This is a genomic window from Streptomyces sp. NPDC019224 (assembly GCF_040632605.1).
Taxonomy (GTDB): Bacteria; Actinomycetota; Actinomycetes; order Streptomycetales; family Streptomycetaceae; genus Streptomyces.
Window position 1 is genome coordinate 21,802 of the sequence record NZ_JBEYCF010000049.1, and the last position, 20,598, is coordinate 42,399.

The following is a 20,598-nucleotide window of genomic DNA, read 5'->3' on the forward strand; positions in this document are numbered from 1 at the left end:
CATGGCGGTGACCCAGGACGGGCCGCTGCTCGACGACGCGGCGGGCCGCCTCATCCGCCCCTACACGGTGAGCAACGGCCGTACCCGTCCCACGGCCGTCCTCGACCTGCTGTCCCTGGTGATGGCCACCGGGACCGTTCCGCAGACCCACCTCGGCCCCGAGCACTCGGTGGCGCTGGGACTGTGCGAGGGGCCCACATCGGTGGCCGAGATCGCCGCGCATCTGAGGCTGCCCGCAGTCGTGACCAAGGTGCTCCTCTCCGACCTGGTCGACTGCGGCGCCGTCACCGCTCACGCGCCCGCCTTCCATGACACGCCCACCGACCGACATCTGCTGGAGGCAGTGCTCGATGGCTTACGACGACAGCTCTGACGGCTACGGCTACCCGGACGGCTCCGGCTCCGGCTATGGCTACGGCTACGGTTACGCGGGCGACGGCTCCGGCGGCGGGTACGCGCAGGAGACCGCCACTGCCGAGTACGCCGCAGCGCCCGCCGCGTCCGAGGGCTTTCCCGTCGCGCTCAAGGTGCTGGTGGCCGGCGGGTTCGGCGTCGGCAAGACGACGTTCGTCGGCGCGGTCAGCGAGATCGCACCCCTGAGCACGGAAGAGCTGCTGACCCAGGCGAGCGCCGCGACCGACAGCCTGGAGGGCGTCGAGTCGAAGACCTCCACCACCGTGGCGATGGACTTCGGCCGCATCACGCTCGACGAACAGCACGTGCTCTACCTGTTCGGCACACCCGGCCAGGAACGCTTCTGGTTCATGTGGGACGAACTCTCGCAGGGCGCGCTGGGAGCGGTGGTGATCGCCGACACCCGCAGGCTGGAGGAGTGCTTCGCGGCAGTCGACTTCTTCGAACGGCGCGGCATCGGGTTCGTCGTCGCCGTCAACGAGTTCGACGGCGCCTACCGCTACGGCCCCGAGGAAGTCCGCGCCGCGCTCGACCTGTCCCCCGAGGTGCCGGTCGTGCTGTGCGACGCCCGCATCGCCAGCTCCGGCACCGGCACGCTCGTGACGCTGGTCCAGCACCTCATCAACGCCACCGACGACGCCGTGCCCCTGTCCGGCCACGCCGGATTCGGGGCCCGGTCGTGATCCCGCACGCCGCCGGGCGGCTGCTGCTGACCCCCGTCGACGGCGAGGCGCCCGCCCGTACGAGGCGGCTGCGCAGCCTCGGTCTGGGGGAGCGGGACGACGCCTCGTTCGACGATTTCGACGCCTTCGCCGACCGGGTGGCCGAAGTGACGGACGTACCGTTCTCGATGGTCAACTTCATCGACGGGAACCGGCAGTTCTACGCCGGGCTGCACACCCCCGCCGGCACCCGCAAGGGCTCGGACCTGGGTGCCGCCGCAACCGGCAGCGGCCGGTACGTGGCCCTCGACCACGGCTTCTGCCCGCACGTGGTCGTCCGGCGCAAGGCACTGGTGCTGGAGGACGTCTGCGACTACCCCAGGTTCGCGGGCAATCCGGTCGTCGACGACATAGGCATCCGCTCCTACCTCGGGGCGCCGCTCATCGACCGCACCGGCATCGCGCTGGGCGCCGTCTGCGCCGTGGACACCGTGCCCCGCCCCTGGGGGAGGGCGGGGCTCGACACGATCAAGTCCCTGGCGCAGGAGCTCGTCGGCCATCTTTACCGCAGGGAGGACAACACCTTCGGGCTCTGACCGGCCGCGCCCGGAGCCCCGCTCACACCTCGACCGTGCGGCCGTCCAGGAAGCCCAGCGTCACCGCGTCCCCGTCCACCCGCACCCGTACGGCCGTGCGCAGCGCCTCCGGGTGGACGTTGTCGCGGGAGAGCACCACGAGCGTGACATGGACGCTCCGGCCGGCCGGGTGGGGGGCGCTGCGCAGATACGGAACGGCCGAGTACGGTCCGTACGCGTTGGCCTCCACGTCCCGCGCCACCTGGGCATCCTCGGGCCCGCCGTCCCAGCCGTACAGCCCGACCACCGCGCTGGACAGCCCGTCGGCCGTACGGGCGAGCGCCCAGCCGGGGCCCGACGAGGCGGACGGGCTCGACTCGTGCGCGACCGCGTGACCACCCTCGCGGACCACCGCCCCCTCGGGCGCCTCGACCCGGTGCACCCGGATCTCCCACGGCCCGTGCAGCACGCTCGTCGTCCCGATCCGGTACGCCCGCTCGTCACCCGGCAGCCGGGCCGCCGACCAGGACGCGGCGACCCGGTCCTCGCAGCGCACCGGGTGGATGCGGCGGCGCCGGGACGGGGTGCCGTCCGGGGCGAGCAGCGCCAGGTGGCTGTCGATGTTCCGGGCGAAGGCGTGCGGTGCGGCCTCCGGGGCGGTCGCCGTCGAGTACGCCAGCTTCGCGTAGTGCGGGTCGTCCTCGCCGGCGCCTCCGTCCGGGTCGGCGGCGCCCTCCGTCTCCTGGCCGGGCGGGGGAGGATTGTGGTCGCTGCCGTGGTTGACCAGCCGGACGATCCCGTCGTTCCGGGTGCCGTGCAGCAGCCACCCGGGCGTGGGAAGCGCCGTGTAGGTGTCGGACTCCTCGACGGGCAGCGGCAGTTCGCGCGCCGTCCACACCTCGTGGTCGGCCGGAAGCAGCAGCCCGAGGAACCCCTTGCTCGCCCAGTACGGCGAGGCGGGACCGGAGTACGGCTGCGTGGTGGGGAGGAACGTGTCGTACCAGCCGAGCGTCAGCAGCCCCCGCTCGTCGGGCACCCCGCGCTCCGCGAAGTGCCGCAGGGTCCCGGAGGCGAGCCGTCGGGTCAGTCCCGGCGCGAGCGGGGTGCAGTCCGCGAGCGCACCCATCCACACCGGGGCCAGCGCCGCGAAGCGGTAGCACAGGGACCGGCCCTGGTGGACCGGGGCGCCGTCGCCGCCGAAGAAGTGCGGGTAGTCCTCCAGGAAGCGGCTGAGGCGCTCCCGGTAGACGGCGGACCGGCCGCCGTCGCCCTCCGGGCCCGCGATCCGTGCCCACAGCAGCGGGTACAGATGCATGGCCCAGCCGATGTAGTAGTCGAAGTTGCGCCCGCTCCCGTCGGTGTACCAGCCGTCACCGATGTACCAGTCCTCGATCCGGTCGAGGCCGCCCTCGATGTCGGACCGGCTGTACGGTGCGCCGACCGAAGCCAGGAACTGTTCCGAAACCACCTGGAACAGGCGCCAGTTGTTGTCCCAGGTCCGGCCGCCGACGAAGCCGGAGAACCAGTCGACGACCCGCTCCTGCACCCGGGCGTCGAGCCGGTCCCAGATCCACGGCCGGGTCTCGTGCAGCGCGACCGCGACGGACGCCGCCTCCACCATCTGCTGCGAGCAGTCCGTCAGCCGCGGCCACGCCTCCCCGCTCGCCGGGTCCGTGCCGGCCGCGAGCCCCGCCGCGTACCGCTCGGTCAGCGCGGGGTCGACCGCCCCGCCCGCGCCCGCGATCCGGCAGGCGGCGAGCAGGAACGACCGGGCGAAACCCTCGAGTCCGTCCGACACGACACCGGACCAGCTGTTCCGGCCGGGCAGCCGGTACTGGGCGAAGCCCGGTGTCGCGTACGGCGTCAGCGCGTCCAGCATCCGGTCGGCGGTCGCCTCCCAGTGCGCCCGGGTCCAGCCGGTGCGGGACGACAGGATCCGGTCGGTGGGCGGCAGTTGCAGATGCGGGGCGACGGACATGGTGGGGCTGCTCCTGTGTTCGGTGTGCGGGGGTTACTGGATCAGTTCGGCGCGGTGGGTGCGGCCGTGGGAGCCGCCGACGGCGACGGTGAGCACCGGGCTGCGCCCCGGGGCGAGGGCGACGGTGTCGTCGGCCCCGGCCACCGCGCGTACGGCGAACGGCAGACCGACCGTGACGGAGGTCCCCGTCCGGCCAGGGTCGGCGACCGCCACGGACACCCGCGCGCCCCGCCGTCGCACCAGGACCGTCGCGGGACCGGACGCGGTGATGCCCGCGGCCGTACCGGCGGCCCAGAAGTGCACGGCGGTCAGACCGGTCCTGCGGTCCTCCACGGCTTGGGCGGTGGCGTCGTTGGCGACGATCCGCACCGGCCGGGAGGCCGACCACACCGCGGTCGCCGCGGCCGAGGCACCGGGCAGCAGCACATAGGCGTACCCGGCGCCGGCGGGGGAGGAGCCGTGGTCGAGCCACAGGGTGAGGTAGCGGCGGGTGACGGGGTCGGTGCTGCCGCCGGTGTCCGCGCCGGTGTCGATGGCCCGCCAGGTCCCGGTGCGTTCCTCGCGCAGCGTGCGCAGGGCCGAACCACCGGGCAGCACGTAGCCGCCGACACCCTCGATGTGCGCCCACCGGGCCCGGTCGAACGCACCGGCCCGGCCCTGCTCCACGGACCTCGGGACGCCGTCCACGAGCAGTTGGTTGCGGCCGTCCGCGCCCAGGTTCCGGTTCTCGATCACCGTCTCGACCGTGCGGCCGTCGTCCGAGGTGATGCCGGAGCCGAGCGCGACGACGGTGTTGTCGAGGAGGAACCACGCCTTCCTGGCCCGCAGGCTGCTGCCGGGGGCACCGATCAGCTCCATGGCGGCGGCGCCGTACCGGCTGTCCAGCCCGGCGCCGCCCGCCACGGCGTTCGACGGCCGGTAGGTGGAGGTGCCGGCACCGGTGCCGAGGTCCTCGCGCGGACGGGTGTCGACCGTGGTGCCCGGCAGGCGGTACGGGTCGACGGTCGGCCAGAACCCGTCGTGGTACTGCCCGAGGTCGTCGCCGTCGTAGAGGTACGTCATGCCGTCGCCGGTGTACCAGCCGTGCAGGTTCTCGCCGTTGCCCGCCTCGTACGCGGAGATCCGCTTCGAGGACAGCGACAGGGTGCAGGCCCAGCCGGGACGGCGGTGCACGACGCGGTCCATGCCGGCGAAGACGAAACTGCCCGTGGTGCGCTCCGCCGGGTGGATGTCCTGGTCGGCCAGCACCGCCTTGGCCAGGGCGAGCCGGGGCAGGGAGGCCAACGAGGCGAACGGCGTGGTGCGGTTGCGGGTGAGCCACCCCTTGACCACCGAGCGCCAGCGGGCCGCCAGGTCCGCCGGGGCCCCGGTCGCCAGGAGCAGGATCGCCGCGACGGCCGCCGCCCCGTCCTGGTGGTCACCCGCCCGCTCCCGGGAGATGGCCCGCCCGCGCACCGCGTCCATCATCAGGCCGTCGAAGATCACGGGGACGAAGCTCCGCTCCACGGCCTCGTACATCACCGACACGTTCGGGTCGGTGACCGCCCACGGGGAGTCGGCGAGGAGGGAGAGCAGCCAGGCGGCGCCGCCGAGCAGGACGGTGCCGTAGGAGCCGGTGTAGGCCACCTCCCCGTGCTGGACGAACGATCCGTCCTCGTAGAAACCGTCACCCGAAGTCGTATAGCGGAAAAGGCTGTTGCGGCCGGAGTCGCGTACGTCGGACAGGGCGTCGCGGGCCGACGCCACCTTGTCCGTGTTCTTGCCGAGCAGCCCGCGCAGCGCCACGATCACCGCCTTGTCGGTGCGGTTGGCGCCGGTCTCGGGCAGGGTGGGGGAGTTGGTGCGGCGGTCCGCGTCGGGGCAGAACCGGTCGACGACCGTCAGGTAGTCCGCGAGATCGGCGGCCGGCACCTGCCCGCCCAGCAGGACGCAGCAGTCCATCAGCGCGCGCGGCGCCCCGATCTCCCAGAACCACCAGTTGCCGGTCTCGCGCGCCGTGGGGTGGTAGGCCGTGTCGTACGCGAACCGCAGCGCCCCGACCAGTGCCTCGGCCGTCTCCGCGCGTCCGGAGAGCGCGGTGCCAGGGGTTGCCCAGGCGACGGCGAGCGTGCGCAGCCGGGTGTAGCTCTGGCCGAAGTTGCCCGGGTCGGTGAGCGGTGAGAGATCGGACCACAGGGCGGTCCGCCCGGTGCTCCGGTCCAAGCTGTCCCACAGGGCGCCCGCCGTGCTGTCCAGGGCGGCGACGCCGACGGCGAAGTCGGGGTCGGCCGGGTCGAACGCGCCTCCGGTGAGCAGGGTCCGTGCCCGGTCGAGGAGCCCGTCGAAGTCGTCGCCGGTGATCTGCCCCGCCTCCTGTGTTCTGTTCCGCGCGGCCCGGGCCGGGCCCGCGGCCAGGACCACGGACGCGGTGGCGCCGCCTGCGGCGAGAAGGGTCCTTCTGCTCAGCTGCATGGTGACTTCTCTTTCTCGTCGCGGTGTCAGTCGGTGAGGGTGCTCGGGTCGACGGGCGGCCGGGGGAGGTCCAGCGCGGCGAGTTCGGCCCGGCCCGTGGCGTCGACGGGGAACGCCCACGTGTTCACGAAGAAGTCCGTCAGGTCGTAGCCCGCGATCCGGCTGGAGTAAGTGGCCAGGGCCCGGTAGCGCTTGGCGTCCTCGGTGTAGTGGGACTGCGGGTTCTCCTCACGCACCAGCTTGTGCAGGCGCGGCCAGAAGTCCTCCCCGAAGGCCAGCTCCAGCTGGCGCAGCGGCACGAGCTTCTCGTACGCCCCGAAGGACTTCTCGTAGGTGAGACCGGGGGTGCCGAACTTCGCCCGTGAGGTCTGGAAGACGGTGAGCCCGGTCGCCGGGTCGACGGTGAGCAGGTTCGACGGCTGCTTCAGGGTGCGCTGCGCGGCCAGCGAGTAGATGTTCACCGTGACCTCGGTGAGGCCGCCCGGCCTGTACGCCATCTGCTGATGGAGATGACCGAGCTCGTGGTAGAGCCCCCAGCCCCGGGTGCGCAGACCCTCGACGGTGGTGGCCCGGTCCAGGTAGGCGCGGGGGAAGCCGTTGTAGCCGTGCGTGGCGTAGGCGCCGACGCCGGAGGGCACCTTGCTGACCTCGGTGAAGTGGTACGGCCCCGCCTTGCGCCGGTGCACCGGCTTCGAGCCGTCGAGGCCGCTGATCCGGGCGTGCGAGTCGATGATGGTCTCGACCAGCCGGAGCAGTGCCGCGTGGTCCTCGTCGCGGTACAGCAGGGCGCCCTCGCGGGTCAGCGTCATGATCGTGTGCGGGGCGTGCAGCTCCACCCAGGGCGACGCGGTCAGCGTGTCCAGCTGCTGCTGGTAGTCCGCCTCGGTGGTGCGGTCCAGGGTGAAGACCGGCATGCGGAGCGCTCCGGACCGGAACAGCACCCCCGCCCGCTCGCCGCGCCCGGTGAGCGTCAGGTAGACCGGGCCGCCGTGCGGGTCGGTCACCGTGTTGGCGCCGGCGGTCAGCGGGTAGCCGCGGGGTTCGGTGACTTCGCCGTAGTAGTCCCAGGCACCGATCCAGAGCGTGGGGACCAGGCCGTCGTGCGGCTGGACGGTCAGCGCGAGCGGGGTGCCGGCGGGCACGTACAGGCCGGTCGGCTGGAACTCCGAGCCGCGCCACGTCTGGGCGAGGCGCAGCCGTTCGGCCTCGGCGGAGGGGCGCGCGGTGACGGTCACGGAGTCCGGCCGGCCGGTCGCGGGCAGGGCCCGGGCGGCGGTGGCGGTGAAGCCGAGAGCCGCCGCCGCTCCCGCGCCCGCCGCCGCGGCGAGGACGGCGCGGCGGCCCACGGAGGAGGCGGGGCGCGCGGTGGTGGGGGAGGCGGCCGGGGCGACGGAGTTGCTGGGCTTACGCATGCGGAACTCTCCCTGCAGAAATGAACGAGGGGCGAAGGCGTGCGGAACGGTAGGGGGTGCTCCGTCAGCATGTAAGCGGTTGCTGTCGAGTCGCAAGGGGAGTCGGGAAGTTACTGTGATTTTCTATGGTCAACTACGGACAGGCGGGAAGTAACCGGTCACTTGCGGCTCGGCCTGCCGGACCGGGGCGCCACGGAATCGCGTACCACGATGTGGGTGCCGAGTCGCAGCGCCCCGGTGGTCGGCTCCCGCCAGTCGTCCTCGTCCCCGCCGGACACGGCGAGCCGCACGGCCTGACGGCCCATCTCCTCCAGCGGCACATGGACGGTGGTCAGCCGGGGCCGCAGCTCCTGGGCGACCGGGATGTCGTCGTAGCCCACCAGCGAGACGTCCTTGGGCACGCGCACGCCCGCCTCCTCCAGGGCCTGTGCGGCACCGGCCGCGACCATGTCGTTGGCCGCGAAAACGGCGGTGAACTCCGGTCCGTCGCGAAGGAGTTCGGTCATCCTGCGGTAGCCGAAGTTACGGCTGAAGGCGCCGGGCTGGGCCAGCTCGGGATCGATGGCCACGCCCCGCAGCTCCAGGGCCCGGCGGTGGCCGGCGAGCCGGTCGCGGGTGGTGGAGAGCTTGGGCGGGCCGCCGAGGTAGAGGATGCGCTCGTGGCCCTGCATCAGCAGATGGTCGGTGATCGCGAAGGCGCCGCCCTCGTTGTCGTACTCCACGGCGGCGGTCGGCGCGGACTCGCCGAGCGGGGGCCGGCCGCACAGCACCAGTTTGGAGCCGCCCGCGTCGAGCTCGCGCGCCCGGCGGGCCAGCTCGGAGGTGTAGCCGCGGTCCGCGATGGAGCCGCCGACCACGACGACCGCGTCCGCCCGGCGCTCGTGCATCAGGTCGATGAAGGCGAGTTCGCGCTGCGGGTCGCCCTGGGTGCAGCAGACCAGGCAGAGCCGCCCGCCGAGCGCGGCCTCCCGCTCCACCCCGCGCGCGATGTACGCGTAGAAGGGGTCGATGACCTCGTTGACGATGATGCCGACGGTGCGGTTGGAGACGCCGGCCAGGGCGCGGGCGTGCGCGTTGACCACGTAACCCAGCTCGCGCATGGCCGACTCGACGCGCTCGCGGGTCGCCTCGGCGACGGGGTAGTTGCGGTTCAGGACGCGTGAGACGGTGGCGGTCGAGACCCCGGCGCGCCGTGCGACGTCGGTGACCGTCGCACGCCGCTGTCCGTCCCCGGCCGTGTTCTGCCGGCGCATCCGGCTCACCCCCTGAAGGCTGTTGTGTGACGACGAGCCTAGAGCCTGCGGCGGGAGGGCGGTCATGCGATCCTCCCCAGCTCGGCCCGGTGCACGGGGTGCCCGAAGGGCTCGCCCCGCGCGTACCGCGCCAGTTCGTCGACGGCGAGCGCGCCGAGCCGTCCCACCTCGTTGCCCTGGGCGCCCGCCAGGTGCGGGGTCAGGAACACGTTGGGCAGGTCCCACAGGGGGTGGCCGGGCGGCAGCGGCTCCGGCGAGGTCACGTCGAGGACCGCGTCGAGCCGGCCGCTGACCAGGTGACCGGTCAGCGCCTCGGTGTCCACCAGCGGGCCGCGCGCCGTGTTGACGAGCAGGGTGCCGGGGCGCATCAGGCCGATCCGGCGGGCGTCGATGATGCCCCGGGTCTCGGGCGTGTCCGGGGCGTGCAGGCTCACCACCTCGCTGGTCGCCACGAGGGTGTCCAGGTCGACGGGGGTCACGCCGAGGCGGGCGGCCTCGGCGGCGTCCACGTAAGGGTCGTGGAGCAGCACCTCCGCGTCCAGCGCCCCCCGCAGCAGCTCGATCACGCGGCGGCCGATCCTGGAGGCGCCGACCACCCCGACGGTCAGCCCGTGGGTGCCGAGCCAGTGGTGGCGGTCCAGGTCGGCGTCGGTGCGGTGGGTGCGGCGGGCCCGGTAGAGGCCCGCGAGCGGGAACACCCGCTTGGCGCCCATGATGATCGCCGCGAGGGTGAACTCGGCCACCGGCACGGCGTTGGCCGCGGCCGCCGACGAGACGACGATCCCGCGGTCGAAGGCGGCCGGTGACAGAAACGTTTTCACCGTGCCGGCGGCGTGGATGACCGCCCGCAGCGCGGGCGCCCGGTCCAGCAGTGCCGTGTCCACCGGCGGACAGCCCCAGCCGGTCAGCAGCACCTCCGCCTCGGAGAGCGCCCGGACGGCGGCGGGGGAGTCGAACTCGCTGATCACCAGCGGTTCGAGCAGCTCGGCGGTCTCTTCGAGCCGGGCCCGGACGGCGGGTGGGAAGACGTCGTCCAGCAGTCTCGTGCTCATGACCAGCACCGTGCGCGGCCGCCTCCCCGGAGGGTCCGCTGCATCGGTGCCGGGACGGGCCGGTGCCTCTTCGGTGGTTCGCACCCTGCCTCCGGATAGTAATCGCGTTCTATCGAATGATCGGCAAGCTAGGAGGTTGGCGGTCGACCGTCAAGCGCATGACGTATCCGAATGGGCTGTTCATGAGGGTTTTCCCCTCTTTGTGTTGCTGGAATTTCCCTCAGCAGGTGTCGGTCGACGAAGACGTTTGCTCGAATCTCTTGACGCTTTGGTTAACCGCTTACTAACTTGCCGCCGCAGAAGGCACACCATGCGCCACCCAGCCGAACAGGACCCACCATGGCTGACACAGCACCCCCGCTGCCGCGCGAAAAGCAGCGAACGCGGCGAAAGCGGGGCGAAGAACCCGCCCCGCCCGGCCCGGCCATCGCAGCCCCGCACCGGCTCACGCTCGGACAGCGCCTCAAACGCGACCGGGTGATGCTGCTGCTCACCCTGCCCGGCCTGCTCTACTTCATCGTCTTCCACTACGTACCGCTGCTCGGCTACGTGGTGGCGTTCCAGGACTACCAGCCGTACCTCGGATACATGCACAGCGTCTGGGTGGGCTTCGCCAACTTCTCCGCGGCGTTCAGCGAACCGGCCTTCTGGAGCGCGACGTTCAACACCCTGGAGATCGCCCTCGTCCAGCTGGTGTTCTTCTTCCCGGTGCCCATCGCCCTGGCCCTGCTGCTCAACAGCATCGCCAGCGACCGCATCAGGCGCTTCGTGCAGAGCGTCGTCTATCTGCCGCACTTCATCGGCTGGGTCATCATCGTCTCGATCTTCCAGCAGATCCTGGGCGGCGCCGGCGTCCTGCCCGACGTCCTGGGCGGTCTGGGTCTGCCCCGCTACGACATGATGAGCGACCCGGACGCCTTCCCCTGGCTGCTCACCCTCCAGGTGGCCTGGAAGGACGCCGGCTGGGGCACGATCATCATCCTCGCCGCCCTCCTCAACATCGACCGGCAGCAGTACGAGGCCGCCGCGATCGACGGAGCCGGGCCCCGGCGCCGGCTGTGGCACGTGACCCTGCCGGGCATCGCCCCCGTACTCATCCTGCTGCTCATCCTCAACCTCGGGCAGATCCTCTCCGTCGGCTTCGAGCAGATCCTGCTCCAGCGCGACGCGGTCGGCCCGGACGCCGGCGAGGTGCTCGACACCTACGTCTACTACCACGGCATCAAGGACAACGACTGGGGCGTCGCCGCCGCCGTCGGACTCGTCAAGGCGGTCATCGGCACCGCACTCGTGCTGGGCGCGAACAAGTTCGCCCACCGACTCGGCCACGAAGGGGTGTACCGCGGTGCTGACCGCTGAGAAGACGCGCGCCACGGCCCGGACCACCACACCGGCGCCCCGGCCCGCCCCCGTACGCAAGTCCGACGGCCGGCCGCCGTGGATGGAGCGCCCCACCCGCCTCGGCCAGACCGCGAAGGCCATCGCCGTCGTCGTGGTCGTCCTCGCCGTCGCCTACCCGCTGGTCGGCGTCATCGGGACCAGCTTCGCCTCGCAGACCGACATCATCAAGAGCTCCGGCCTCATCCTGTGGCCGGAGCACCCGACCCTGGACGCCTACCGCACGATCTTCACCGGCGGCGTCGTCAGCCGGGCCCTGATCGTCTCCGTCGGCATCACCGTGTTCGGCACCCTCGCCAGCCTGCTCGTCACCGTCGGCATGGCGTACGGGCTCTCCCGCCGCGAGGTCACCGGCTCCCGCTTCATCCTGATGACGGCCCTGTTCACCATGCTGTTCAACGCCGGCATCATCCCGAACTTCCTGCTGGTCAAGGGACTCGGCCTGTACGACACCTACGCGGCGCTCGTCATGCCCACCCTGGTCAGCGCCTTCAACCTGGTCGTCCTGCGCTCCTTCTTCATGAACCTGCCGGAAGAGCTGTACGACGCGGCGAAGGTGGACGGCGCGGGCGACTTCCGCATCCTGGTCCGCATCGTCCTGCCGCTGTCCAAGGCCGTCCTCGCGGTGATCAGCCTCTTCTATGCCGTCACGTACTGGAACGCCTTCTTCAACTCGCTCCTGTACCTCAACGACTCCGAGAAATGGCCGCTGCCGATGGTGCTGCGGACCTACGTACTCCAGGGCCAGAGCCTCGACTCGGCCGCGTCCGGCGAGGCACTCGCACCGCAGCAGGCCGTACAGATGGCGGTCCTGGTGATCGCCGTCGTCCCGATCCTGTGCGTCTACCCGTTCCTCCAGCGCTACTTCACCAAGGGCGTCCTCACCGGAGCCGTCAAGGGCTGAGCGCAGCCACCCCCCACTCCTTCCCTTCCCTCTCACAAGGAGATCCAGGTGTCGAGCTCCACCCCCATCAACCGCAGAGCGTTCTTCCGTCTGGGTGCCGGCGTCGGTCTCGGCCTGGCCGCCGCCCCGCTGCTCGCCGCCTGCGGCGACGGCGGCACGACCGCGAAGGCCGAGGCCAAGAGCGCGTCCCTGCTCCCGCACAGCGCCGTCCGCAACATCGGGCTCAAGCCCGACCTGGAGGGCACGGCGGCCGGCGTCCCGCAGGCGTTCTTCAGCTACCCGGCCAAGCCGCTGCGCGCCACCGAGGGGGCCCCGCTCAAGGGGGCGAAGCCGATCAGCGCCGCGATGGAGACGTTCTCCCCGCCGGCCCCCTCACGGGAGAAGAACGTCGCCTGGCAGGAGATCGAGAAGCTGCTCGGCGGCCGGGTGGACCTCACCGGCGTGCCCGCCGACGACTACAGCACCAAGTTCTCCACCATGGTCGCCAGCGACAGCCTGCCCGACCTCTTCATGTACCCGGAGAGCGGCGGGGTCGACAACAAGGCCGCCTTCCTCCAGGCCAAGTGCGCCGATCTGACGCCCTTCCTCGCGGGGGACAAGGTCAAGGACTACCCGAACCTGGCCGCCATTCCGGAGGCGGCCTGGCAGGGGGCGATCTTCGGGGGCAAGCTCTACGGCATCCCGATCGCCCGCTCCGGCACCGGCGGCGCCGGCTTCTACCGCCACGACCTGTTCGAAGAGGTCGGCGTCACGAGCCTGGACCAGATCACCGACCTCGACCGTTTCGTCGAGGTCTGCAAGGAACTGACCCGTCCCAAGGAGGACCGGTACGCGATCATCGCCGGCGCCACCACCATGCTCGCCATGTCCGCCGGCGCCCCCAGCTCCTGGCGGCTGGACGAGAAGACCGGCAAGTTCACCCTCGACCTGGAGACCCCGGAGTACCGCAAGGCGGTCGAGACGGCCCGTCTGCTGTACAAGGCCGGCTGCTTCTACCCGGGCACCCTCCAGATGTCCGGGGCGCAGAAGGCCCAGTACACGGACATGTTCAAGAACGGCAAGGGCGCGTACGTCTACGACGGGATGCCCAGCTACCTGGCGCCGGGCGTCGGCTACGTCGCCACGATGAAGGCGATCAACAAGAAGTTCGACCCGCGCCCCTTCGTGCCCGTCGGCAAGGACGCCGTCGCCTGGATGGACAACGTCGCGCTGCAGAACACCCACATCACGAAGGCGTCCGGGGACCGCGTCAAGGAGATCCTGCGGTTCGCCGACTTCGCGGCCTCGCCGTTCGGCAGCCTGGAGTACACCCTCATCAACTACGGCGTGGAGGGCAAGGACTTCACCCGGGACGCGAAGGGCAACCCCGCCCTGACCAAGCAGGGCACCCAGGACGTCACCGTGCCCTGGAGGATGACCGCTTCCGCCGTCCCCGCGGTCTTCAGCGCGGACTCGGAGGACGGCGTGCGGCACGTCCACGACACGTTCTCCAAGATGATCCCGATGATGCTGCCGGACCCGACGCTCCGGTACTCCTCGCCCACCTGGGACTCCAAGAGCGCCGGCAGCCTCGGCACGCTCAAGGGCGACGTGCTCAAGGGCATCATCGCCGGCCGCAAGCCCATGTCCGCCTACGACCAGCTGCTCAAGGACTACCTGGCCAAGGGCGGCGAGAAGGCCCGCGGCGAGTTCGAGGAAGCCTTCCAGAAGGGGAAGAAGTGACCACCCGACGCTCGGTCCTCGCACGCGGCGGCGCCGCCGTGGCGGCAGCCGTCGCCGTCCCCGCCCTCGGCACGCCCGCCGCCGCCCGGCCGCACGGCTTCCACCCGGAGCCCGGCTCCGACGGCGTCGGCGACCCGCTCTTCCCCACCCTCGGCAACGGCGGCTACCAGGTCACCCACTACGACCTGGCCTTCGACTTCACCCCGGTGACCTACGACTTCACCGCGACCGTGAAGATCAGCGCCCGAGCCACCCAGGACCTGTCCGCCTTCAACCTCGACACCGACGGACACACCATCGACGCCGTCACCGTCGGCGGCCGCCCCGCCACCTGGCAGCTGACCGCCGGCCGGAGCGGCCAGGAGCTGACCGTCACTCCGGCCCGCCCGCTCCGCGACCACCAGGCGTTCACCGTCGAGATCCGCTACCGGGGCAACGGCAAGGCGCCCCGGCTGGGGCTCACCGGCTGGCGGTTCGGCAGCGACGGCGGTTTCGCCTCGGCCGCCCAGTCCTCCCGCGCCGACACCTTCCTGCCCTGCAACGACACCCCCTCCGACAAGGCGACCTGGACCTTCCACATCAGTGCCCCCGAGGGATTCGTCGCCACCGCCAACGGCGAGCTGACGCATCGCACCCCGCGCGCCGACGGCTCCACCGTCTGGCACTTCGCGCTCCGCGAGCGCATGGCCACCGAACTCATCGGCATCGCCGTCGTCAAGGGCACCTACCTCTACGGCAGCAGCCACCGCGGCCTGCCCCTGCGCCACATCGTCCCCCGGGGCCAGGAGGACACGTACGCCCCGATCGTCGCCCGCACCGCCGACCATCTCGCCTGGCTGGAGGCGAAGTTCGGCCGCTACCCGTTCTCCGTCTACGGGGTGCACATCTACGACGGCTACACCGACGCGCTGGAGAACCAGACGCTGTCGCTGTTCGGCACCAACTGGTTCAAGCCCAACGCCCAGGGCCGGCCCGGCTACGAGACCACCATGGTCCACGAGCTCGTGCACCAGTGGTTCGGCGACTCCGTCACCCCGCACGACTGGCAGCAGGCGTGGCTCAACGAAGGCCCCGCCGTCTACTACGCGGGCCTGTACGGCGAGGAGCGCGGCTGGTCCGTCCTCGCGGACAAGATGAAGGCCACCTACGAGAAGCTGGACGCGGTCCGCGCGGCCGACGGCCCGCCCGGACTGCCCAAGGCGCTCGGCGGCACCAACATCTACGACGGCGGCGCCCTCGTCCTGTACGCCCTGAACCAGCGCATCGGCCGGCGGTCCTTCGACACGGTCATGCGCGAGTGGGTCAGGCGCTTCAAGGACTCCACGTACACCTCCGAGGCCTTCATCCGGCACACCGTGGACGTCACCCGCGACCGGTCGCTCGACCCGTTCCTGCGCGACTGGCTCTTCGGGGCCGTCAACCCGCCCATGCCCGGCCACCCCGACTGGAAGGCCACCGCGTGAACCGCACCCTGAACGTCGTACGAGCCACCGCCGCGTCCGCCACCGCGGCGCTCCTCACCGCCCTCATCGCCGCCCCGGCCGAAGCCGCGCCCGCGCCCCGCACCCTGTACGCCGCCCCGGACGGCCGCGGCTCCGCCTGCACCGCCGCCCGCCCCTGCACCCCGGAGGGCGCCCGCGACCTGGCCCGCGCCGAGACCCGGCGCCCGGTCCGGGTCCTCCTGAAGGACGGCACCTACCGGCTCGACGCGCCCCTGAAGCTCGGCGCCGCCGACTCCGGCACCACCTGGGCCGCCGCGCCCGGCGCGCACCCCGTCCTCTCCGGCGGCCGGGACCTCACCGGCTGGCGGGAGAACGCGGACGGCACCTGGACGGCCGCCGTCCCCGAGGGCCTCACCCCGCGCCAGCTCTTCGTCGACGGCCGCCGCGCGACCCGCGCCCGCGGTGAGGCGTGCCCCGCGAGCACCTGCGACGCCACCGCCACCGGCATGACCGGCGCCACCGCGACCGGCATCGACCACTGGGCGCACCCCACGGACGCCGAGGCCGTCATCCGTGTCCGCTGGCGCAACTACCACTGCCGGATCGCCGGCGTCAGCGGTGACGTCCTCACCTTCGCCCAGCCGTGCTGGACCAACTCCGCGAGCGGCACCGACCGCACCGGCCCCGCCTGGGACACCACCACCGTCGACTCCACCCGCTACAGCGGTGTCGCGTTCTTCGAAAATGCCGCCGAACTCCTCGACGAGCCGGGCGAGTTCGCGTGGAACTCCGCCGACCGCACCGTCACCTACCTCCCGCGCGAGGGCGAGAACATGCGCCACGCGCGGGCCGTCACCCCGCACACCGAGCAGCTGCTCACCGTCGACGGCGCCCACGACCTCACGGTCAGCGGCATCGGCTTCGCGTACGCGGCCTACCGGCAGCCCGGCACCGACGAGGGCTACGCGGGGATGCAGGCCGGTCTCACCCTGACCGGGGCCACCGGCCCCGTCGACCACGCGGGCCGCTACTACACCAAGCCGGCCGCCGCGGTCACCGTGCGTGGCGGCCGGGGCGTGACCGTCGACACCGCCCGCTTCACCCACCTCGGCGGCGCCGGAGCGATCCTGGAGGCCGGCACCAAGGACAGCGCGGTCACCCGCTCCACGTTCACCGACCTGTCGTCGGGCGCGGTCTACGTCGGCGACACCGAGCCCATGCCCGCACCCGAGCTCGCAGGGGAGCGCAACACCGTCGCGTACAACACGATCAGCCGCACCGGCGTCGAGTACACCGACGCGGTCGGCATCTGGGCCGGTTACGAAGCCGGGCTGACCGTCGACCACAACAGCCTCGACCACCTCCCGTACTCGGCGATATCCGTCGGCTGGGGCTGGAACCAGCCCGAGGCGCAGAAGTCGGTGCTCCGCGACAACGAGGTGACGGACAACCGCATCACCGACGTCATGGAGGTCGCCCGGCAACAGCACGACGGCGGCGCCGTCTACACCCAGGGCGCCCAGCCCGGCACGGTCGTCAGCGGCAACTACATCAACCGCTCCGCGTACGGCAACACCGAGCGCGACGGCAACGGCATCTACCTCGACGAGCAGTCCTCGTACATCACCGTCGAGAACAACGTCATCACCCGCGTCGGCTACAAGTGGGTGTCCAACTGGGCGGACTACGGCATCCGGAACACGGCGCGCGGCAACTGGACGGACACCGCCGCCCCCGCGCTCGGCGGCACCGGCTCCGTCATGACCGGCAACCACACCGGCCTGGACCGCCTCCCGGCCGCCGCCCTCGCCGTCGCCGCCCGCGCCGGCGCCCACGGCGGACCGGTCGAGCAGCTGCGCACCGACCTGGCCCGCACCGGCACGGCCACCCAGTCCTCGACCGACGGCACCGCCACCGCCACCGCCGCACTGGCCCTGGACGCGGACACCAACTCCGACACCCGCACCCTGGCCGAGGACGGCGCCTGGTGGCAGGTGGACCTCGGAGCCGTACGGCACATCCGCCAGGTCGAGGTCTGGAACGACGCCTCCACGACCACGGCCGGCTTCGACATCGTCACCGACGACACGACCGTCCACATCAGCGGCAAGGCGCTCCGCCCCACCGTCGTGAACCTCGACAGCCGGACCCGCACGCTCCGGATCGTGAAGAGCGGAACGGGGCGGGTGGGCCTCTCCCAGGTGCTGATCCACTGAGAGTGTCCGCGTGGACACGGAGCGGGGCGGCCGGGAAAGCGGTTCGTGACCACCCGATGAAGTGCGGTATTGTTCTCATGCGCGTTCGGCCAGGGGGAAACCCCAGGTCAGGCGGGTATCGGGACGTGGCGCAGCTTGGTAGCGCACTTGACTGGGGGTCAAGGGGTCGCAGGTTCAAATCCTGTCGTCCCGACTGGAGACAGTCGCAGGTCAGGGCCGGTTTCGGAGCAATCCGAAACCGGCCCTCGATCATTTTTGAGGACCAGTGGGGGTCGGCGTCCTTGACCGGCTCAGCGGGCCCCGGCACCCTTGATCCTGCTGACCGTGTGAACCCGGGTATGGCACGGCCCCTCTGATCCGGCGGCCATCGCCCTGCCTTTCCGTACGGGCTGCTCCCGCCGAAGCCCTTGCGGCCGAGCCGCGGCATCGACCGGGAGCGGATGCCGGGCCCGGCTGCATCCCTGCGGGCGCCATCGACGTCGACCTCACGCCCCCGTGCCTCCGCGAGGACGCGAGGGGCGCCCGTGCCGGTGGCGGAGGGACCACCGCGGAGAGAGGTGCCGCGCGTGGCGGGATCACACACGTGGGCCGGTGCGGGCGGCGGGCAGCGAAAGGACCATCGTGAGTCCGCCGCCGGGAGTGTCCTCGGCGCTGAGCGTGGCGTGGATGGCTTCGGTGAAGCCACGCGCGACCGCGAGGCCGAGTCCCACTCCGGCGCCTCGCGGGGCATCACCGAGACGCTGAAAGGGTTCGAACATGTGCCCCTTCGCAGCATCCGGGACGCCCGGACCCCGGTCGACGACGCGCAGTTCGACCCGGTCGCGCAGACTGCTGGCGGAGACGAGGACGGGCGTGCCTTCCGGGCTGTACTTGACGGCGTTCTCGACGATATTGGCCACCACGCGCTCCAGCAGGCCGCGATCCACGGCGACCATCGGCAAGGTCTCCGGGATGTCGAGTTCGACGCTGCCCTCGGGAACGCCGCCCAGCGCCATCGGGACGACTTCGTCCAGATCCGTCTCCCGGATCAGCGGTACGACGGTGCCCGTGTTGAGGCGGGACATGTCCAACAGGTTGCCTATCAGTGCGGACAGCCGGTCGGCGCCCTCCTCGATTCCTTCGAGCAGGGCGTCGCGGTCGGTCTCGGACCAGTCGACGTCGTCGGCGCGCAGGGAGGTGACGGACGCCTTGATGCCGGCCAGTGGGGTCCGGAGGTCGTGGCTGACGGCGGCGAGCAGCGCGGTGCGGAAGCGGTCGCTCTCGGCGAGCTTGCGCGCCTCCTCGGCCTGGCCGACCAGGCGCTGCCGGTCAAGTGCCACGGCCGCCTGGGCGGCGAAGGCACCCAGGACCCGGCGATCCTCGGCCGGCAGTGCCCGGCCGGCCAGGACCAGGGCCAGATTCTCCCCGACGGGTATGTCGACGTCGGCGTCCTCGGGACGGTCGACCGGCCGGACACCGACGGCCGCCGCACAGGTCCAGGGATCGACGTCGCTCGCCCGTTCCAGGAGCGCGACGGAATCCACGGCGAAGGTCTCGCGGAGCCGTTGCAGCAGTGCGTCGAGGGAGTTCTCGCCCCGCAGGATGCTGCCGGCCAGGAAGGAGAGGATCTCCGACTCGGCGCGCAGGCGCGCCGCCTGGTGGGTGCGGCGAGCCGCGAGGTCGACGACCGAGGCGACGGACACGGCCACCCCGATGAAGATCACGATGGCGACGATGTTCTTGGGGTCGGAGATCGTCAGCCGGTGCAGCGGAGGCGTGAAGTAGTAGTTGAGCAGCAGAGAGCCGAACGCCGCTGACGCGAGGGCCGGCAGCATGCCGCCCAGCAGGGCGGCGGCGACGGTGGCGGTGAGGAACAGCAGCATGTCATTCGCGAGCCCGAGGTCGGGAACGACGCCGCTGAGCAGCAGGGTGAGGAGGGCGGGCCCGGCGACGCCGGCCAGCCACCCCCAGATGATCCGGGCCCGCCCCAGCCGTGCGCTGCGGGCGATCGGCAGGCCGCGCCCCTTGGCGGCCGCGTCGTGGGTGACGATGTGGACGTCCAGGTCCGGGCCGGATTCCCGTGCGACGGTGCCGCTGACGCCGGGGCCGAACACGTACTGCCAGGTCTTGCGGCGGCTGACGCCGAGGACGATCTGGGTGGCGTTGATCCCCCGGGCGAACTCCAGGAGGGCCGAGGGTACGTCGTCGCCGATGACGTGGTGGAAGGTGCCGCCCAGGTCCTCGACCAGGGTGCGCTGGACGGCCAGCTCCTTGGGCGACACGGCCTTGAGCCCGTCGCTCGCGGCGATGTAGACGGCCAGGACCTCACCACCGGCGCCCTTCTCCGCGAGGCGGGCGGCGCGGCGGATGAGCGTGCGCCCTTCGGGCCCGCCGGTCAGTCCGACGACGATGCGCTCGCGGGCCTGCCAGGTGGAGCGTATGTCGTGCTCGCCCCGGTACTGCTGAAGGTATTCGTCGACCCGGTCCGCCACCCAGAGCAGGGCCAGTTCGCGCAGGGCGGTGAGGTTGCCGGGGCGGAAGTAGTTGGACAGGGCGGCATCCATCTTGTCCGGCTGGTAGATGTTGCCGTGCGCCATCCGCCGGCGCAGCGCCTGGGGCGACATGTCGACCAGCTCGATCTGGTCGGCCCGGCGCACCACCTCGTCCGGGACGGTTTCGCGCTGCCGGATGCCGGTGATGGACTCCACGACGTCGCCCAGCGACTCCAGATGCTGGATGTTGACCGTCGATACGACATCGATCCCTGCCTTGAGGAGCTCCTCGACGTCCTGCCAGCGCTTGGCATGACGGGAGCCGGGCACGTTGGTATGCGCCAGCTCGTCCACCAGGGCGACTTCCGGGGCCCGCGCCAGTACGGCGTCGACGTCCATCTCGGTGAACACCGAGCCCCGGTAGTCCACCTCCCTGCGTGCCACCAGCTCCAGCCCGTGCAGCATCACCTCGGTCCGGGACCGGTTGTGGTGCTCCACGAGCCCGATGACGACATCAGTGCCTCGCTCCACCCTCCGGTGGGCCTCGGAGAGCATCGCGTACGTCTTGCCGACGCCCGGCGCCGCGCCGAGGTAGATCCGGAGCTTTCCGCGTCCCATAGTGACTTCTCGTTCTTCCGCGGTGGAGGC

General features: G+C 71.7%; 14 protein-coding genes and 1 tRNA gene. 9 read left to right on the forward strand and 6 right to left on the reverse strand.

Annotation, left to right across the window (positions count from 1 at the left end):
- Window position 1 precedes the first annotated feature (1 nt).
- Genes ABZ564_RS25940 through ABZ564_RS25950 form a run of 3 tightly spaced genes read left to right on the forward strand, consistent with a single transcriptional unit; the run spans window position 2 to window position 1,672 of the window.
- The gene (locus tag ABZ564_RS25940; RefSeq protein WP_026249772.1) at window positions 2–373 is read left to right on the forward strand and encodes a DUF742 domain-containing protein; all 372 of its coding nucleotides are present in this window, start codon (window positions 2–4) and stop codon (window positions 371–373) included.
- Complete coding sequence (locus ABZ564_RS25945) at window positions 351–1,097, forward strand: ATP/GTP-binding protein (protein ID WP_360860997.1); 747 nt, start codon at window positions 351–353, stop codon at window positions 1,095–1,097. The genes ABZ564_RS25940 and ABZ564_RS25945 overlap by 23 nt, the downstream gene beginning before the upstream one ends.
- Window positions 1,094–1,672, forward strand: a complete 579-nt coding sequence (locus ABZ564_RS25950) for a GAF domain-containing protein (protein ID WP_360860999.1) — start codon at window positions 1,094–1,096, stop codon at window positions 1,670–1,672. The genes ABZ564_RS25945 and ABZ564_RS25950 overlap by 4 nt, the downstream gene beginning before the upstream one ends.
- Before the next feature lie 22 nt (window positions 1,673–1,694).
- On the opposite strand, the gene ABZ564_RS25955 is transcribed toward ABZ564_RS25950, so the two are convergent.
- The 5 genes from ABZ564_RS25955 to ABZ564_RS25975 form a co-directional block, all read right to left on the reverse strand.
- Window positions 1,695–3,629, reverse strand: a complete 1,935-nt coding sequence (locus ABZ564_RS25955; RefSeq protein WP_360861001.1) for a DUF2264 domain-containing protein — start codon at window positions 3,627–3,629, stop codon at window positions 1,695–1,697.
- 33 nt (window positions 3,630–3,662) lie between these two features.
- Window positions 3,663–6,080, reverse strand: a complete 2,418-nt coding sequence (locus ABZ564_RS25960) for a polysaccharide lyase 8 family protein (RefSeq protein WP_360861003.1) — start codon at window positions 6,078–6,080, stop codon at window positions 3,663–3,665.
- A gap of 26 nt (window positions 6,081–6,106) precedes the next feature.
- Entirely contained in the window at window positions 6,107–7,492 is a 1,386-nt protein-coding gene (locus tag ABZ564_RS25965) for a M60 family metallopeptidase (RefSeq protein ID WP_360861005.1), read from the reverse strand.
- Window positions 7,493–7,650: 158 nt separating this feature from the next.
- Window positions 7,651–8,745 (reverse strand): LacI family DNA-binding transcriptional regulator, encoded by a 1,095-nt coding sequence (locus tag ABZ564_RS25970; protein ID WP_360861007.1) that lies wholly within the window; start codon window positions 8,743–8,745, stop codon window positions 7,651–7,653.
- Between the two features lie 62 nt (window positions 8,746–8,807).
- Window positions 8,808–9,797 carry a hydroxyacid dehydrogenase gene (locus ABZ564_RS25975; protein ID WP_360861009.1) on the reverse strand — a complete coding sequence of 330 codons (990 nt, stop codon included), beginning with the start codon at window positions 9,795–9,797 and terminating at the stop codon, window positions 8,808–8,810.
- A gap of 339 nt (window positions 9,798–10,136) precedes the next feature.
- Between ABZ564_RS25975 and ABZ564_RS25980 the strand changes: the two genes are divergently transcribed.
- The 6 genes from ABZ564_RS25980 (at window position 10,137) to ABZ564_RS26005 (ending at window position 17,672) form a co-directional block, all read left to right on the forward strand.
- On the forward strand, window positions 10,137–11,156 hold the full coding sequence (locus ABZ564_RS25980) for an ABC transporter permease subunit (RefSeq protein ID WP_360861011.1): 1,020 nt from the start codon (window positions 10,137–10,139) through the stop codon (window positions 11,154–11,156).
- An 82-nt stretch (window positions 11,157–11,238) separates the two neighbouring features.
- Complete coding sequence (locus ABZ564_RS25985) at window positions 11,239–12,099, forward strand: carbohydrate ABC transporter permease (protein ID WP_360861049.1); 861 nt, start codon at window positions 11,239–11,241, stop codon at window positions 12,097–12,099.
- A gap of 48 nt (window positions 12,100–12,147) precedes the next feature.
- Entirely contained in the window at window positions 12,148–13,821 is a 1,674-nt protein-coding gene (locus ABZ564_RS25990) for an extracellular solute-binding protein (RefSeq protein ID WP_360861013.1), read from the forward strand.
- A complete protein-coding gene (locus ABZ564_RS25995) occupies window positions 13,818–15,284 on the forward strand; it encodes a M1 family metallopeptidase (protein ID WP_360861015.1) in 1,467 nt (488 codons plus the stop codon). Before ABZ564_RS25990 ends, ABZ564_RS25995 begins: the two co-directional genes overlap by 4 nt.
- Entirely contained in the window at window positions 15,281–17,479 is a 2,199-nt protein-coding gene (locus ABZ564_RS26000; RefSeq protein ID WP_360861017.1) for a right-handed parallel beta-helix repeat-containing protein, read from the forward strand. The genes ABZ564_RS25995 and ABZ564_RS26000 overlap by 4 nt, the downstream gene beginning before the upstream one ends.
- Window positions 17,480–17,598: 119 nt before the next feature.
- Window positions 17,599–17,672 (forward strand) — tRNA-Pro (locus ABZ564_RS26005).
- 382 nt (window positions 17,673–18,054) lie between these two features.
- Here ABZ564_RS26005 and ABZ564_RS26010 read toward each other — a convergent pair.
- The gene (locus tag ABZ564_RS26010) at window positions 18,055–20,568 is read right to left on the reverse strand and encodes a sensor histidine kinase KdpD (protein WP_360861019.1); all 2,514 of its coding nucleotides are present in this window, start codon (window positions 20,566–20,568) and stop codon (window positions 18,055–18,057) included.
- Between the last annotated feature and the right edge of the window lie 30 nt (window positions 20,569–20,598).

What these genes read in the sequence shown, in the direction of transcription:
- ABZ564_RS25940 (WP_026249772.1), top strand. Translation starts at nt 2, where the DNA reads ATGGCGGTGACCCAGGACGGGCCGCTGCTCGACGACGCGGCGGGCCGC.
- ABZ564_RS25945 (WP_360860997.1), top strand. Translation starts at nt 351, where the DNA reads ATGGCTTACGACGACAGCTCTGACGGCTACGGCTACCCGGACGGCTCC.
- ABZ564_RS25955 (WP_360861001.1), bottom strand. Translation starts at nt 3,629, where the DNA reads ATGTCCGTCGCCCCGCATCTGCAACTGCCGCCCACCGACCGGATCCTG.
- ABZ564_RS25960 (WP_360861003.1), bottom strand. Translation starts at nt 6,080, where the DNA reads ATGCAGCTGAGCAGAAGGACCCTTCTCGCCGCAGGCGGCGCCACCGCG.
- ABZ564_RS25965 (WP_360861005.1), bottom strand. Translation starts at nt 7,492, where the DNA reads ATGCGTAAGCCCAGCAACTCCGTCGCCCCGGCCGCCTCCCCCACCACC.
- ABZ564_RS25970 (WP_360861007.1), bottom strand. Translation starts at nt 8,745, where the DNA reads ATGCGCCGGCAGAACACGGCCGGGGACGGACAGCGGCGTGCGACGGTC.
- ABZ564_RS25975 (WP_360861009.1), bottom strand. Translation starts at nt 9,797, where the DNA reads ATGAGCACGAGACTGCTGGACGACGTCTTCCCACCCGCCGTCCGGGCC.
- ABZ564_RS25980 (WP_360861011.1), top strand. Translation starts at nt 10,137, where the DNA reads ATGGCTGACACAGCACCCCCGCTGCCGCGCGAAAAGCAGCGAACGCGG.
- ABZ564_RS25985 (WP_360861049.1), top strand. Translation starts at nt 11,239, where the DNA reads ATGGAGCGCCCCACCCGCCTCGGCCAGACCGCGAAGGCCATCGCCGTC.
- ABZ564_RS26010 (WP_360861019.1), bottom strand. Translation starts at nt 20,568, where the DNA reads ATGGGACGCGGAAAGCTCCGGATCTACCTCGGCGCGGCGCCGGGCGTC.